A 17105-nucleotide genomic window follows, 5' to 3' on the forward strand; every position below is an offset into this window, starting at 1 on the left:
GTTCAAGTTAAATAACCTTTCTTAAAAAAACTAATTATAGTATTGATAATTCAGTATGACATTAAGCTACATATAGCGTACCCGTGTAAGTCCTGATTAAATTAACCCGTTTACCTGTATCAATTTCACTACCTAAAATTGAAGCCGCCCGCACATTCGGAGCAAAAATATCAAGGGTATATCCTACCATCTCCGGTAATATTAAAGGCACTACTGCAAACATGACAACTTGAGATAAATTTGCTCTAGTAGAACATAAACTCTCATAAATACCAACCGTTGCCAGTTCCATACTCTGAGAAAAACTTACCTATTATACGATCGCTTTCGTTCTTTATAACATTCTTTTTTAAAATTGGTATAAGCAGCTTTTGTAACAGAAATTACTGAACTTTCTTGTAGAAACTTTTTTTGCTATTTTTGCTAGTATGATAAAAGTTATTGTAAAATCAATTTTAAGAAACCTTCATAATAAGCATCCAATAAGTTAAGCTAGTCTATTAGAAAAATTATTGGGTGTAACAATGGAGGTAATAGGTGCAAATTACTAAACGTAACATTAATTTAACAGTTGATGACAGTTTAATGCGTGTATATGTGGCAACCCCTAAACCACCAGGAACTTACCCAGGTATTATATTTTACAGCGACATCTATCAGCTAGGAGGCCCAATAATTCGTCTAGCTAACTATTTAGCAGGATATGGTTATGTAGTTGCTGCCCCAGAAATATTTCATCGAACAGAGTCAATAGGTCTTGTTATTGAGCCAGATGACTTAGGGCGGATGCGGGGTAATGATAATGCACGTCGAACAGCAGTATCTGAGTATGATGCAGATACCCAAGCTGTTATTGAATTTCTCAAAGCAGAAAGTTCTGTTGCCGCGGATCAAATAGGAGCTATGGGTTTTTGTATTGGTGGCCATTTAGCCTTCCGGGCTGCTTTTGAAAAAGAGATTAAAGCTACAGTGTGTTGTTATCCCACCGGCATTCCTAGTGGCAAGTTAGGTAAAGGAGTTGCTGATACTATTAAACGAGTCAGTGAAATTAAAGGTGAGATACTTATTGTTTTTGGTAGTAAAGATCCTCATACACCAGAAAGCGATCGCCAAACTATGATTCAAACTCTAGAGCAAACTGGTGTAACTCACAAAATTTTCTTATATGAAGCAGAGCATACTTTCATGCGTGATGATGGTTATCGTTATGACTCTGTTGCAACGACTAAAGCTTGGTCTGAAATCACACCTTTTTTTAATAGTGTGTTTAAAAATAATGGTAATAAATAGATTAGGAGTTACCCCCGGGAGCCCTCAGTTTTTAGGATAAATCCTTATTTTTAAGAATAGACACCTAGGAAAAAACTAAGTTTCAGGGCTCATGTGGGTGGTTTTTGGAGATATCTCCAGAATTATATTAGTTAAGACTTACGCAGAATAAAGTAATTCTTTCATTGCCAGGGAGAGTCTTTGGGTTTCATCTGGGTAGCAAAGTAGTCTGTCAGGATAGTAGTCTCGAACATTTAACTGAACTTCAGCCCTAATAAAAATCGCAAAATCTCCAGCCGAAGGTAGTTAAACGGTTTTTTTCAACTATTCTGACTGTGGGTACAATAGCTAGCAATACTTAATCCATGGAGTCTTTTGATCTACTGTATCTATGTAAATGAGGACTTACCCACCAAGCGCCATTTTTAGTAAAGTTTAATGGTATTTTTCCCCTACAAAACGGAAAAACAACGGATAGAGTCTACGTAGTAGAAAGAATAAATTTAGAGATTGATAGATTAGTTGCTCTAGCTACAAATAAGCCTGGTGTCAAACCACTGCTTGTGAATGGGAAGCCACTAAAAAGTGTCAATTAACTATAAAACACAAGGGTAAAGCTAAGTACCAAAGTGTGCTCAAAGACCAGAAAAAAACTAGCCATAAGATTGAAGGGTTAACCTATCACCGAAATCGTTTTGTGGAGAATTATCTGCATAATACCAGTTTCTTAGTGGTTGAGTATTTAAGCACAAATAATATTGGTACTGTAGTCATAGGCAAAAATGATAATTGGAAACAAGATGCAAACATCGGTAAAAAAAAACATCAAAACTTTACCCAAATACCCCCCTATAAGCTAATTCAACAGATAACTTATAAATGTCAACTAGCTGGGATAAAAGTCATTGAAACGGATATTGTTACACCAGTCAAACTTCTGCACTTGACCAACAGCCACCAATTAAATATGAAACTTATGGAAGTAAACGAGTCAAACGTTGTTTATTCAGGAGTGCAACTGGTATAGTCATTAATGCCGATATCAATGGCAGTCTTCAAATTTAAGACAATAAATTCCCAGAGGCATTTACTGCCGAGGGAATAGTGAGTTATGCGGTAGAGCCTGTATTGGTTAATCTAATATCAAGATAAAAGCTGTTAGGATTTTCTACAGTTTTTTTTCGTACAGTTAAGAGCAAATTGAGAACACACTTCTTTGAACAAAAACTCTTCTAGGAAGACCCTTACAGTTGTCTACCATGAGAAAACTGCTATAAGTCCTGTTAGACTTTTCTCAAAGCTTTGTAGTAATCGTTTTTCCCTAAGATGAAATAACTATAATAATCCTAAATGATTTGTGAAAAAAACTCTAGGGGTTTGGTCATATCAATCCTATTTTTGGTTAGGTAATGAGAGCAAACCCCCTTAGATAAAACATTACAACCTATTAGGCGAATAGCTGTATTTAGGCAGATACTTGATCTGGGAAATATTTCTTGAGTTTTTGTAATTTTGGCGGAATTGAAAATACACAATAAGGTTGATAAGGATTCTTGTTAAAATAGTTTTGATGATATTCCTCAGCTCTATAATAATCCTTCAAATCAACTACTTCAGTTACAATGGGATTTTCAAATGTTCCATTATTACCCAAGGTCGAAATTACTTCTTGAGCAATGTCTTTTTGTTCTTGGGAATGACACATAACAACTGAACGATACTGAGTACCAACATCATTTCCTTGTCTATTGGGTGTTGTGGGGTCGTGAGTTGCAAAAAATATTTCTAAGATTTGACTCAGTGATATTTTCTCAGTGTCAAAGGAAACTTTGACAACCTCAGCATGACCAGTTTTTCCAGAACATATAGACCTATAGTCAGGATTTTTAGTATTTCCTCCAGCATAACCAGATTCTACTTCTTTTACTCCCACCACAGATAAAAAGACAGATTCTACGCACCAGAAGCATCCACCACCTAATACTATTGTATCTAACATTATTGTCATCTCCAAACTTTGGTATTAAACTCTATTCAATATTCATTGTAAACTGATTACAGAGCAATAGGTTTTAGATCAAGATAGTTATCAGCCTTTGTTGAAAAAATTGTTAGTGGGACTTACACAACTTCATGAGTTAAATTAGGCTATAATGTTTGTTAAATAAGAGTTTTACCTCAAAGCTTTCTGAAGATAAGACAAACAACCCCTAATGATATGCCTCCTTACTTTTAAAGGAGGTGCCAACAGTTTGATAATTGTTAGAAAAATCCACCTCAAAAAATAGGATTCCGCCATTATCTAGGTGAATGACTAGGAGAGAATTAAAGGAAAAATATATGGCAAATGGCCAATAACTCTATTGGAGTAGTTTATAATTGGCTAAATCATTTCACTCCATATTCTCCTTGGGAGAGTACTCAAATAAATCAACCTCTCCTAAAAAGAATGAATAAACCTTCTCAAACTAAATTCAAGAAAGGATTTAGCCTAATTTTAGACGATTCTGGACACTGAAAAAGTGGTAATTTTACACCTGGAGTAGGGCGACAATACATTGGAGAAATGAGTAAAAAAGATAATGGGATGGCAACCGTAACAACCCATTATGGCTGATGACAAAAAAAGTTTCCTTAATAACATTAAATTAGATCAACATTCAAGCTTTTTACCACAGGTCAAAGATAACAAATTATTTCAGAAAAAGCAGGATTAAGGAATAGTATAAATAGACTCTACTTTGACCAGAGCTTATTGTTTAGTAATAGTCTTAATTGATTCTGCCTTTAGCAATAATACAAGATTTTTGAAAAAACTCAAAGACTGGGAATTAAAATATGCGCGGAGGTATGGTCAAAAATCGAAAAATAGTAGTTAAACAAAAATCATCTCAAGAAATAGAAACTAGAAGAGATGAATGATGAATTAGGTAAAACCATACCAAAATAGGACTTTGAGCGAGTGATATTAAGTGTAGAAAAACTAAAAAAAGTTTGGTTTAGCACATTTAAAGGTTCAGTTTCACCCCTTCAAGGAGAAAGAACTTTCCCTATCGCTATGAATGCTAGTTCTATAGAAAAGGCAACATAAATTGATTATTTTATTACCAATGTTGACAGGTCAAAAATGACATCTGAATGGATAGTAAATACCTACTTAAACAGAAACTGGATAGAGGTTTTTTACTGAGAGACGCTTATGATAGTTGGGATTAAAAGAATATCAAGTAAGAGATAAATAGATACAAGATAGCGATTTTATCTTAGTATGCAAGTGCTTATACTTTTATCACTTAGCATAAGCTAACTGGAGAAAGACAAAGGCAATAGGGGAATAAATCTTTGAAAACATTTACTGATGCTGATAAAGCTTTTTGTACAGCTATGTATGCACCGTTTTTTTTGATTGGTTGAATAATAATACTATTGGTTTTTGCCTCTCACAGAAAAAGTTTGGGCTATATTTTGGTTTAAAAGTTGTATAAGTTCCACTAGGTTCAAAAAGTGCTTCCCACTAGCTGTGACCTACCTAACTTAACTAGTGTTTGAAGTTCTCTATCATATATTGTTGGTATGCCTAATGGGCATGTTTCTTTTCGTCTTGGTTTTGCTATCGGTGACTTTGCAGGTAGGGCTTGCTTTCATAAAATGCGATTTTAGAAGATATACCAAGTTAAATCTTGGCATGAGGGGCAAATTCTTAATGCCATCAATTCCAGCAGTTTTCTTACCTTGGTTGTCTTGGGTCACACCTCTAATAGCTAGAAATCTTGCATAATAACTCTTGCTCAGAAGTTTTTGGTAATTATGCACGCTGGGGATATCGCCACGGCTGGATCCTATGTAAATTAACTTTTGCAACTTAAATACATATTTTTCTACCCTCTTCCAGTTAATGTCTCTCCATTTAATGTTTGGGTTGACACTGGCTTGACTGGATATATCATAAGTATCTCATACTACACTTAGAAAGAGTTTTGTGTTATTCAATTTTATTTTAAGTTTTTAGCTTTATTAATTCCTAATAGTTACCATTAATTGCGTCTAATACTGATTACCTCAGCATTACTGCTTTTTAGCCAATCCTACTCCTTCTAAAACCTACAACCATTGTTTAGATTGATCAACAATTGCGCACTTTTGTTCTCGATCAATATATTTAGGTGTCGAGGGAGGCGTTTCCTCGTTCCTTTATTCTTTTATTGCGACTGGTGGGCGTGGGGTAAATTCTCCGAGAGGGTTCGGTATGAATCTCTAGCACATAAGATTATTCATTGACCCTTTTCGCCCTACACTCCATAGCTACCTTTGGAATATTTCCACATGACAGAAGTTTGATTACCTTTCTGTTTATCAACTTGTCAGTCTCTGCTATCATTATCGTTTCTGATAACTGTTACTGTCCTGTATTTAGAACAGCTTTGGGGGTTAATATTCAGTTTCTACCCCGTGGCCTACGCTGTCAACCTGACAACAAGGCGATAGGAATTGCAGTTATAAGGTAATAAGGGTTATTCTCCAGTTGAGGTTGTCCTCATGTGTTGATTTGGAACAGTCATTTATATCCTAATTAAAGGCTTAGTGGCCAGCGAGTCACACGAGATCAAGTCAATAAGCAAAGTTTTTAGATTTACTTTAGATAAATTAGCAATGGTAATTGATTTTAAATTCACTACACATATAATCCTTCTAACAATTTACAGAAATTGAATAAAATGCCAATTTTTTAGCTAAACATTTAACCTTGCAAGTTTTAGTAACCTGCAAGGTTAAATGTTTAGTTTTTTGTGATCAGTAATAGATTTAAATTACTTATCAGATTTTAGCTATTGAATTTCGTGTCATACCAGTTTTACCTTCCCAGTAAGGTTAAGAATTAAGCTGGTACAACAATGTTGTTATTTAAATTCTGACCCAAAGGAGTATTTCCTCCAGCTATTCCTGGAAAATCGTCCGCGTTTATGAATTGACCGCTACCGCTAGGGAATTCAACAAAAAGTTGACCTGTAACCGAATCTTCTATTTGATTCAACTGACGACCTACTGGACTAATTCCAACTAAATTAGGCAGTACGAAGTTGTTAACTCCATCTCCTCCATACTGATTACCCACGATATTAAACAACTCATTATTACCAGTAATTGGCAATACTTGACCTTCAAGAGAGAAGAAACCAGGTGGCACAGATAGGCCAGGCCACAAAACTATTTCTCCAGTTATAAAGTCTGTGGGAGAGTTGTCTCCAGCAATTATATACCCGATAGGCAATGTTGGGATTCCAGGACCGATAGGACCAGTTGGACCTACAGGACCAGCTGGACCTACGGGACCAGTTGGACCTACAGGACCAGTGGCACCAATAGGACCAGCCGGACCTACAGGACCTACAGGACCAGTAAAACCAGGAGCACCATCAGCTCCAGCCGGACCTACAGGACCAGTGGCACCAATAGGACCAGCCGGACCTACAGGACCTACAGGACCAGTAAAACCAGGAGCACCATCAGCTCCAGCCGGACCTACAGGACCTACAGGACCAGGGGCACCACTTGGGCCTATAGGACCTACAGGACCTATTGGACCAGCGGGACCAGGAGCTCCAGCAGGACCTACAGGACCTATTGGACCAGCGGGACCAGGAGCTCCAGCAGGACCAGCAAGACCAGGAACACCATCAGCTCCAGCCGGACCCACAGGACCTATTGGACCTACAGGACCAGGAGCTCCAGTTGGACCTACAGGACCTACAGGACCTACAGGACCAGGGGCACCACTTGGACCTATAGGACCAATGGGACCAGTAAGACCAGGAACACCATCAGCTCCAGCAGGACCTACAGGACCTATTGGACCAGCGGGACCAGGAGCTCCAGCAGGACCAGCAAGACCAGGAACACCATCAGCTCCAGCCGGACCCACAGGACCTATTGGACCTACAGGACCAGGGGCACCACTTGGACCTATAGGACCAATGGGACCAGGAGCTCCAGTTGGACCTACAGGACCTACAGGACCTACAGGACCAGCAAGACCAGGAATACCATCAGCTCCAGCCGGACCCACAGGACCTATGGGACCTACAGGACCAGGGGCACCACTTGGACCTATAGGACCAATGGGACCAGGAGCTCCAGTTGGACCTACAGGACCTATTGGACCAGCAGGACCAGCAAGACCAGGAACACCATCAGCTCCAGCCGGACCTACAGGACCTATTGGACCTACAGGACCAGCAGGACCAGCAAGACCAGGAACACCATCAGCTCCAGCAGAACCTACAGGACCTACAGGACCTACAGGACCTATTGGACCTACAGGACCAGCAAGACCAGGAACACCATCAGCTCCAGCCGGACCCACAGGACCTATCGGACCTACAGGACCAGCGGGACCAGGAGCTCCAGCAGGACCAGCAAGACCAGGAACACCATCAGCTCCAGCGGGACCTACAGGACCTATTGGACCAGCTGGACCAGGAGCTCCAGCAGGACCTACAGGACCTACAGGACCAGCAAGACCAGGAACACCATCAGCTCCAGCCGGACCCACAGGACCTATTGGACCAGCTGGACCAGGGGCTCCACTTGGACCTATAGGACCAATGGGACCAGTAAGACCAGGAACACCATCAGCTCCAGCCGGACCCACAGGACCTATTGGACCAGCCGGACCAGGGGCTCCAGTTAGACCTATAGGACCTACAGGACCTACAGGACCCACAGGACCAGGAGCACCAGTTGGACCTACAGGACCTACAGGACCAGCAAGACCAGGAACACCATCAGCTCCAGCCGGACCCACAGGACCTATTGGACCTACAGGACCAGCGGGACCAGGGGCACCACTTGGACCTATAGGACCAATGGGACCAGTAAGACCAGGAACACCATCAGCTCCAGCTGGACCTACAGGACCTATTGGACCAGCCGGACCAGCGGGACCAGGAGCTCCAGTAGGACCTACAGGACCTACAGGACCTACAGGACCTACAGGACCTACAGGACCAGCAAGACCAGGAACACCATCAGCTCCAGCCGGACCCACAGGACCTATTGGACCTACAGGACCAGGGGCACCACTTGGACCTATAGGACCAATGGGACCAGTAAGACCAGGAACACCATCAGCTCCAGCCGGACCTACAGGACCTATTGGACCAGCCGGACCAGCGGGACCAGGAGCTCCAGTAGGACCTACAGGACCTACAGGACCTACAGGACCAGCAAGACCAGGAACACCATCAGCTCCAGCTGGACCTACAGGACCTATTGGACCAGCCGGACCAGGGGCTCCAGTTAGACCTATAGGACCTACAGGACCTACAGGACCCACAGGACCAGGAGCACCAGTTGGACCTACAGGACCTACAGGACCAGCAAGACCAGGAACACCATCAGCTCCAGCCGGACCCACAGGACCTATTGGACCTACAGGACCAGCGGGACCAGGGGCACCACTTGGACCTATAGGACCAATGGGACCAGTAAGACCAGGAACACCATCAGCTCCAGCTGGACCTACAGGACCTATTGGACCAGCCGGACCAGCGGGACCAGGAGCTCCAGTAGGACCTACAGGACCTACAGGACCTACAGGACCTACAGGACCAGCAAGACCAGGAACACCATCAGCTCCAGCCGGACCCACAGGACCTATTGGACCTACAGGACCAGGGGCACCACTTGGACCTATAGGACCAATGGGACCAGTAAGACCAGGAACACCATCAGCTCCAGCCGGACCTACAGGACCTATTGGACCAGCCGGACCAGCGGGACCAGGAGCTCCAGTAGGACCTACAGGACCTACAGGACCTACAGGACCAGCAAGACCAGGAACACCATCAGCTCCAGCTGGACCTACAGGGCCTATTGGACCAGCCGGACCAGGGGCTCCAGTTAGACCTATAGGACCTACAGGACCTACAGGACCCACAGGACCAGGAGCACCAGTTGGACCTACAGGACCTACAGGACCTACAGGACCAGGGGCACCACTTGGACCTATAGGACCAATGGGACCAGTAAGACCAGGAACACCATCAGCTCCAGCCGGACCTACAGGACCTATTGGACCAGCGGGACCAGGAGCTCCAGCAGGACCAGCAAGACCAGGAACACCATCAGCTCCAGCCGAACCTACAGGACCTATTGGACCTACAGGACCAGGGGCACCACTTGGACCTATAGGACCAATGGGACCAGTAAGACCAGGAACACCATCAGATCCAGCCGGACCCACAGGACCTATTGGACCAGCGGGACCAGCGGGACCTACAGGACCTATTGGACCAGCGGGACCAGCGGGACCACCAGCGGGACCAGCGGGACCTACAGGACCTATTGGACCAGCGGGACCAGGAGCTCCAGTTGGACCCACAGGACCTATTGGACCAGCCGGACCAGGGGCTCCACTTGGACCTACAGGACCTACAGGACCAGCAAGACCAGGAACACCATCAGTTCCAGCCGGACCCACAGGACCTATTGGACCAGCGGGACCAGGAGCTCCAGCAGGACCAGCAAGACCAGGAACACCATCAGCTCCAGCCGGACCCACAGGACCTATTGGACCTACAGGACCAGGAGCTCCAGTTGGACCTACAGGACCTACAGGACCAGCAAGACCAGGAACACCATCAGCTCCAGCTGGACCTACAGGACCTATTGGACCTACAGGACCAGCGGGACCAGAAGCTCCAGCAGGACCAGCAAGACCAGGAACACCATCAGCTCCAGCCGGACCTACAGGACCTATTGGACCAGCCGGACCAGGGGCACCACTTGGACCTATAGGACCAATAGGACCAGTAAGACCAGGAACACCATCAGCTCCAGCCGAACCCACAGGACCTATTGGACCAGCGGGACCAGCGGGACCAGGAGCTCCAGTTGGACCTACAGGACCTACAGGACCAGCGGGACCAGGAGCTCCAGCAGGACCAGCAAGACCAGGAACACCATCAGCTCCAGCCGGACCCACAGGACCTATTGGACCTACAGGACCAGCGGGACCAGGAGCTCCAGTTGGACCTACAGGACCTACAGGACCAGCAAGACCAGGAACACCATCAGCTCCAGCTGGACCTACAGGACCTATTGGACCTACAGGACCAGCGGGACCAGGAGCTCCAGTTGGACCTACAGGACCTACAGGACCTATAGGACCTACAGGACCAGCAAGACCAGGAACACCATCAGCTCCAGCCGGACCTACAGGACCTACAGGACCTACAGGACCAGCAAGGCCAGGAACACCATCAGCTCCAGCCGGACCCACAGGACCTATTGGACCAGCCGGACCAGGGGCACCACTTGGACCTATAGGACCAATGGGACCAGTAAGACCAGGAACACCATCAGCTCCAGCCGGACCCACAGGACCTATTGGACCAGCCGGACCAGGGGCTCCAGTTAGACCTATAGGACCTACAGGACCTACAGGACCTACAGGACCTACAGGACCTACAGGACCTACAGGACCAGCAAGACCAGGAACACCATCAGCTCCAGCTGGACCTACAGGACCTATTGGACCAGCGGGACCAGGGGCTCCACTTGGACCTATAGGACCAATGGGACCAGTAAGACCAGGAACACCATCAGCTCCAGCCGGACCTACAGGACCTATTGGACCAGCTGGACCAGCAAGACCAGCGGGACCAGGAGCTCCAGTTGGACCTACAGGACCTACAGGACCTACAGGACCAGCAAGACCAGGAACACCATCAGCTCCAGCCGGACCTACAGGACCTACAGGACCTACAGGACCAGCGGGACCAGGAGCTCCAGTTGGACCTACAGGACCTACAGGACCTACAGGACCAGCAAGACCAGGAACACCATCAGCTCCAGCCGGACCTACAGGACCTATTGGACCTACAGGACCAGGGGCACCACTTGGACCTATAGGACCAATGGGACCAGTAAGACCAGGAACACCATCAGCTCCAGCCGGACCTACAGGACCTATTGGACCAGCTGGACCAGCAAGACCAGGAACACCATCAGCTCCAGCTGGACCTACAGGACCAGCGGGACCAGGAGCTCCAGTTGGACCTACAGGACCTACAGGACCAGGGGCACCACTTGGACCAATAGGACCAATAGGACCAGTGAGACCAGGAACACCATCAGCTCCAGCTGGACCTACAGGACCAGCAAGACCAGGAACACCATCAGCTCCAGCCGGACCCACAGGACCTATTGGACCTACAGGACCCACAGGACCAGGGGCACCACTTGGACCGATAGGACCCACAGGACCAGGGGCACCACTTGGACCTGCAGGACCAACAGGACCAGGTGAACCTGGTATTATTGGAATTGGGACTTCTATAAATAGAGAGGGATCAGCAATTGGGGGCCCATTAACTAACTCAAAACCTGGTACAGTTATTGATTCTCCAGGTACAAGAGTGTTAATAGGAGTGCTTTGGAAAGAAGAAGTATCTGGAAAAACAATTTGATCTAAAAAATCTTCCATTTCTTTTCTCAAAAAAGTAATTTTTACAAGATTATAAGTGAGAACTTCAGTTTTGAGAATAAAAATTTTGTGATCTATCTATTCAAGTACTATGCAAATCTAATGAGTTACAACAAATTTTAGTGGCCCAATACTTTTTATCTGTACACCTAAATTTTTTTTGTTAAGTAAAACCTTTAAATTATTCCAACTTAACTGAAATTAAAATAGATGCTCTATCTAGAAACTCAAAAACTAATTATGCTTTACAACCAACTTTATATAGCAGTATCCTGAATATAAAAACATCAGCTTTCATTCCATATTCTTATTATTCTTACTCCTAATAGTTTATTTACTATTTACATCAACCCCATTCAATACTCTTAACTTTTCTTGATATAAAAAAATTCAAAATACAAAACTGAAAGGTATAAAAAAATAACCGTAAAAAAAATATTTAACTAGTAAATTAGATAATAAAAATTATTACAGAGACGTTCAACTTTTTATAAAGTTCCCTAGTTAGGAAATAAAAAGATTTAATTGAAAATTTGATTTTGAACTTGAAACCCTGAATTTACACTAATGATCAAGAAATAAGCTCTCAAGTTAATCGTTGAATGTGCTACAGTTTTTTGCGCTATCAGGGAGGGGACTAAAATAAAATTATGGTTTCCCGGCCTCTGACTTGACTGGCCAGTACTGAGATGCCACTACTTGCTCAGGTATTTACAATTTTCAACTCAAAGTATAGTCTATAAAAAAAGATGTACAGAAAATAATATGTCAATATGCCAGAGCGCATTACTTTAACTGAAATGACTCACTCATTGGACATTACTACCTTGGCACCTTTTTGGTTAATCACCAACTTCAGTAACCAACAACAAGCTTTTGAGAATCTACCCCTTTTTTTCCTATATTTGTGTCTGTATCCGTCCACTTACACATCAACTACTTAATGAACTTAGCCTAAATTTTATTAAGTCCGAATCCTGAAATTACTTCCTTGAGAAGACCATATACATATTGAAAACTACCCTGTTGAAAACTACTTTATATGAATGAAGAAAAAAAATTAGCAGGTTCTATCACACCTCAATGACTAGAAGAACTAAAAACAGAACAAGTTAAAAAGTTACAAAATAGACAGGTAATAGTTTTAGAGGTAAGGCGGAACCAGGAAAAGGCTCTAGAGTATTCTCTTTAGGGACTAATACCTATCTCAACACTCACTTTCAGATAGATGAACAGATAAACAGAAATTTATTAACCATGACACAGCGTCTGACCCTGAAATAGATAAATAGCTATGGTAAGTTATTGCACTAGTTTTTCATTTGTTCCTTGGACTAGCTTTACTGATGAACTTACCATTTGACTAATAAATAAAGTTAATAGCTTAACATTTAAAGGGGAGAAAAAAGGAAATTTTGTATTTTCTGGCCTCTGACTTCAGTTGTAGATCATGCTTTCCATAAAGGAGACAAAAAATAAAGCTACGACCCTAGAGGCTAACCAATAAATTAAAAGACATTTCCTTGTCATGTTACTATACATGGCCCAAAAATTGAAATGTCGATTGGATAAGATGTTGCTACATTAAGTTTTTTTGTCGGTGATAGCAAAACTTTTAGTGGAGTGACACGTCTAAAAATATAGGCCATTGTCAAGTAAGTGTGATTCGTGATTGCAAACAAACTCCTATATAAGTCAGGCAAGTCTTCAACTGAGGATAACTAAGCATAGTTATACAGGTTAAATTTCTATATTAAAGGATGCAGAGTAACTTTCATCGCTTAGGTTTAGTCTGAAGGTCCATGGGCTATTAGTTCCCAGCTCTTAATGTCTAACCTTTGATACGCAACAAGCCCTTGATTTAACCGGAGAGTATCAAGATAAGTTTAATAAAATGTCAAAAAATATAGGCAAATATCTTCAGATAATTTAATAATATGTACATGATCAAATTATCTGATGCAATGCAACACAAAAAGGTGTCAGTTATTGCACTGTTCAGAGGATGTGGAAATATGGAGAATTAAAATATCAACAACTTCCGTCGGGGACAATAATTATTGATACCTCTGATGTATTAGATGGTATTTCTTTTCCCCACGACGGTTTGATTTGTCAATTGAAATACAAATGCGAATTAAAGCTTCAAGGTGACCATCACTAGGAGAGTTAAACTACAAAAGTGTTCTTTTCTTTCTTAGGGATCATGAAAAACATGAGACCTATGTGGGTAGACAAGTCAAACGCAGTTTATTCAAATCATCCTAAGACATCAAATACAATTCAGATTTAAATAGTGCATTGAAAATTTTACCCAAGGATGCGCTGGTAACTCCGTCTTTGATGGAAAGCTGGTCAAGAGGCTTGTAGTTATTTCTATAAGGTTCAAACCTGACAAAGCTTGAGTAGATTTATCGACAAAATTAGTAACTATCAAAAAGTGCTAATACCTGATACATTAACCAAATATTAGTAAGCAAGATTCAAAGTAAATTTATGAAAGTCCTAGTAATTGGTGGCGATGGCTACTGCGGTTGGGCAACCGCTCTTTATCTTTCCAATCAAGGTTATGAGGTAGGTATTTTAGACAGTATGGTTAGGCGACACTGGGATCTACAACTTCAAGTAGAAACCCTCACACCTATTGCCCCTATTCAACAACGCATCCAACGTTGGAAAGACCTCACAGGCAAAAAAATTGATCTATATATAGGAGATATTACCAACTACGATTTCCTAAGTACAACACTACATCAGTTTGAACCAGAATCTATAGTTCACTTTGGTGAACAACGTTCTGCTCCATTTTCTATGATTGACCGGGAACATGCTGTTACGACTCAAGTTAATAATGTTGTTGGTACTCTCAATATTCTTTATGCTATGAAAGAGGATTTTCCAGACTGCCATTTAGTTAAACTGGGAACTATGGGAGAGTATGGTACTCCTAATATAGATATTGAAGAGGGTTATATCAAAATTGAACATAATGGACGCACGGATACTCTACCCTATCCAAAACAACCAGGGTCTTTCTATCATCTCAGTAAAGTTCACGATAGCCACAACATTCACTTTGCCTGCAAAATATGGGGTATCCGGGCTACGGACCTTAATCAAGGAATTGTATATGGTGTTGCTCTAACTGGTCTTCTAAATGATGAAACAATCCAAGATGAACTTTTGATTAACCGTCTTGACTATGATGGAGTTTTTGGTACAGCTCTCAATAGATTTTGTATTCAAGCAGCAATTGGCCATCCGCTAACTGTTTATGGTACAGGTGGACAAACTCGTGGCTTTTTAGATATTAGAGATACTGTCCGTTGTATGGAAATAGCGATCGCAAACCCAGCACAACCAGGTGAATTCCGAGTATTTAACCAATTTACTGAAATGTTTAGTGTACTAGACCTAGCAGAAATGGTAAAAACAGCGGGTAAAACTATGGATTTAGATGTACAAATTAATCACTTGGATAATCCTAGAGTAGAGTTAGAGCAACATTATTTCAATGCTAAAAATACGAATTTATTAGAGCTTGGTTTAAAACCTCATTATCTATCTGATTCTTTGTTAGATTCTTTGCTCAATTTTGCTATTAAGTATAAAACAAGAGTAGATAAAAACCATATTTTACCTAAAGTCTCTTGGCATCGAGAAAAAACTCAACAATTAGATTCTGTAAAAAGTACATTAATATCCAAAACTGAGGAAAAAAACAAACAATCAGATTCTGTAAAAGTACAATAGTATCTAAAACTGAATAACAAATCTATCTTCAATAGGTTTATACTCAATTGTTTTATTAGGGATGTTTTATGTAACGTCCCTATATATTAGTATTTGGAAATAGACAATAGAACAGAATCAAAATAACTGTACCTCAGTAACTTGGGAAACGCTATATAATAATTGTTTTCATACTTGAACCTGAATTTTATAGCCATCTACTCATAGGTCGTAACAATAAAAAAAATAGAAATAAACTCCATAAATATTACCTATCACCTAGAGTATTATCCCTTATTCCTAAAAAGTGGCAAGATTTTGGAAAACGTAAAAATAGACTTGCTATATCTACATTCACCACACTCTACTTAAACCTATTGCTAAATCAAAAAATTAATGAATTAATATTTTTTATAGTATTTTTCCAGCCAATAAATTTATACTTATTAATCTATGAAGATAGCTCTATTTACCGAAACCTTTTTACCCAAAATAGATGGTATAGTTACGCGTCTATGTCATACTGTCGAGAATCTACAACGTTTTGGCGATCGAGTCCTAATATTTTCTCCCGCAGGAGGGCTAAAAGAATATCAGGGATCACCAATTTGTGGCATTGAAGGTTTTCCTCTACCCCTATACCCAGAATTAAAATTAGCTATACCAACTCCCACTATTGGAGAAAAACTAGAACAGTTTCAGCCAGACATAATTCACGTTGCTAATCCTGCAGTATTAGGATTGGGTGGGTTATTCTATGCCAAAAAACTAAATATTCCACTTGTCGCATCGTACCATACCCACTTACCTCAATACTTACATCACTATGGTTTAGGAATGCTTGAAGGCTTACTTTGGGAATTACTTAAATCCGGTCATAATCAAGCAGACCTCAATCTTTGTACCTCTACAGTAATGGTAGAAGAATTGAGAAACCATGGCATTGAGAGAGTAGATTTATGGCAGCGGGGAGTTGATACAGAATTATTTCAGCCCCATTATGCAAATCTTGAAATGCGCAATTACCTTAGTCAAGGTAAACCTAATAATAAGATTATACTATATGTTGGGCGATTAGGGGTAGAAAAAGAAATTGATCGTATTAAACCAATCGTAGAAGCTATCCCCAATACTTGCATAGCTATTGTAGGTGATGGCCCTAACCGACAAAACCTAGAACAATATTTTGCTAACACCCCCACACATTTTGTAGGCTATTTGCGGGGCCAAAAACTTGCCTCTGCTTATGCTTCTGCCGATGCTTTCATATTTCCCTCTCGCACGGAAACTTTAGGATTGGTACTTTTAGAAGCAATGGCTGCAGGCACCCCAGTAGTGGCGGCCAATTCAGGAGGTATTCCTGATATTGTTACTAATGGAATAAATGGTTATTTATTCGATCCAGATGATGAGAAAGGAGCCATTACAGCTACTCAAAAACTTTTTGCCCACTCAGAAGAACGAGAAACCTTGCGCAAAAATGCTAGAGCTGAAGCGGAACGTTGGGGATGGTCAGCAGCAACTCAGCAATTAAGAAACTATTATCAAAAAATTATCTCTGCCCATTCCATAGCATTAGCTGCATAATGGGACTTACACAACATTAGGCTTATAATGC

9 protein-coding genes and 1 pseudogene are annotated in these 17105 nt (G+C 42.0%); 6 read left to right on the forward strand and 4 right to left on the reverse strand.

What is annotated here, in order from left to right; all coding sequences use genetic code 11:
• Positions 1-61: 61 nt before the first annotated feature.
• Complete coding sequence (locus tag TERY_RS01820) at positions 62-292, reverse strand: hypothetical protein (RefSeq protein WP_011610255.1); 231 nt, start codon at positions 290-292, stop codon at positions 62-64.
• Between the two features lie 245 nt (positions 293-537).
• Between TERY_RS01820 and TERY_RS01825 the strand changes: the two genes are divergently transcribed.
• Together TERY_RS01825 and TERY_RS24630 are read left to right on the forward strand one after the other, a co-directional pair.
• The gene (locus TERY_RS01825) at positions 538-1290 is read left to right on the forward strand and encodes a dienelactone hydrolase family protein (protein ID WP_011610256.1); all 753 of its coding nucleotides are present in this window, start codon (positions 538-540) and stop codon (positions 1288-1290) included.
• A 610-nt stretch (positions 1291-1900) separates the two neighbouring features.
• Positions 1901-2296 carry an IS200/IS605 family accessory protein TnpB-related protein gene (locus TERY_RS24630; protein ID WP_011610257.1) on the forward strand — a complete coding sequence of 132 codons (396 nt, stop codon included), beginning with the start codon at positions 1901-1903 and terminating at the stop codon, positions 2294-2296.
• Positions 2297-2734: 438 nt separating this feature from the next.
• Here the strand turns inward: TERY_RS24630 and msrA are convergent, their stop codons facing one another.
• Positions 2735-3268: a peptide-methionine (S)-S-oxide reductase MsrA gene (gene msrA / locus TERY_RS01835; RefSeq protein WP_011610258.1), complete on the reverse strand. Its 534-nt coding sequence runs from the start codon at positions 3266-3268 to the stop codon at positions 2735-2737.
• Between the two features lie 195 nt (positions 3269-3463).
• On the opposite strand from msrA, the pseudogene TERY_RS35965 reads away from it, so the two are divergent.
• A pseudogene (locus TERY_RS35965) lies at positions 3464-4743 on the forward strand (transposase).
• 84 nt (positions 4744-4827) lie between these two features.
• Here the strand turns inward: TERY_RS35965 and TERY_RS35970 are convergent.
• Both TERY_RS35970 and TERY_RS32060 read right to left on the reverse strand, forming a co-directional pair.
• Positions 4828-5130 (reverse strand): reverse transcriptase N-terminal domain-containing protein, encoded by a 303-nt coding sequence (locus TERY_RS35970; protein ID WP_071820540.1) that lies wholly within the window; start codon positions 5128-5130, stop codon positions 4828-4830.
• 1015 nt (positions 5131-6145) lie between these two features.
• Positions 6146-11755, reverse strand: a complete 5610-nt coding sequence (locus tag TERY_RS32060) for a hypothetical protein (RefSeq protein WP_052845738.1) — start codon at positions 11753-11755, stop codon at positions 6146-6148.
• Between the two features lie 2005 nt (positions 11756-13760).
• Here TERY_RS32060 and TERY_RS32065 point away from each other — a divergent pair.
• From TERY_RS32065 to TERY_RS01875, 3 genes are all read left to right on the forward strand, one after another.
• Positions 13761-13919, forward strand: coding sequence for a hypothetical protein (locus tag TERY_RS32065; RefSeq protein WP_155994233.1), 159 nt, complete (start codon positions 13761-13763; stop codon positions 13917-13919).
• Positions 13920-14251: 332 nt separating this feature from the next.
• Positions 14252-15508: an NAD-dependent epimerase/dehydratase family protein gene (locus TERY_RS01870; RefSeq protein WP_011610260.1), complete on the forward strand. Its 1257-nt coding sequence runs from the start codon at positions 14252-14254 to the stop codon at positions 15506-15508.
• A 432-nt stretch (positions 15509-15940) separates the two neighbouring features.
• Entirely contained in the window at positions 15941-17074 is a 1134-nt protein-coding gene (locus tag TERY_RS01875) for a glycosyltransferase (protein ID WP_011610261.1), read from the forward strand.
• The last annotated feature ends 31 nt before the right edge of the window (positions 17075-17105 follow it).

It is taken from the genome of Trichodesmium erythraeum IMS101 (genome assembly GCF_000014265.1).
Taxonomy (GTDB): Bacteria; Cyanobacteriota; Cyanobacteriia; order Cyanobacteriales; family Microcoleaceae; genus Trichodesmium; species Trichodesmium erythraeum.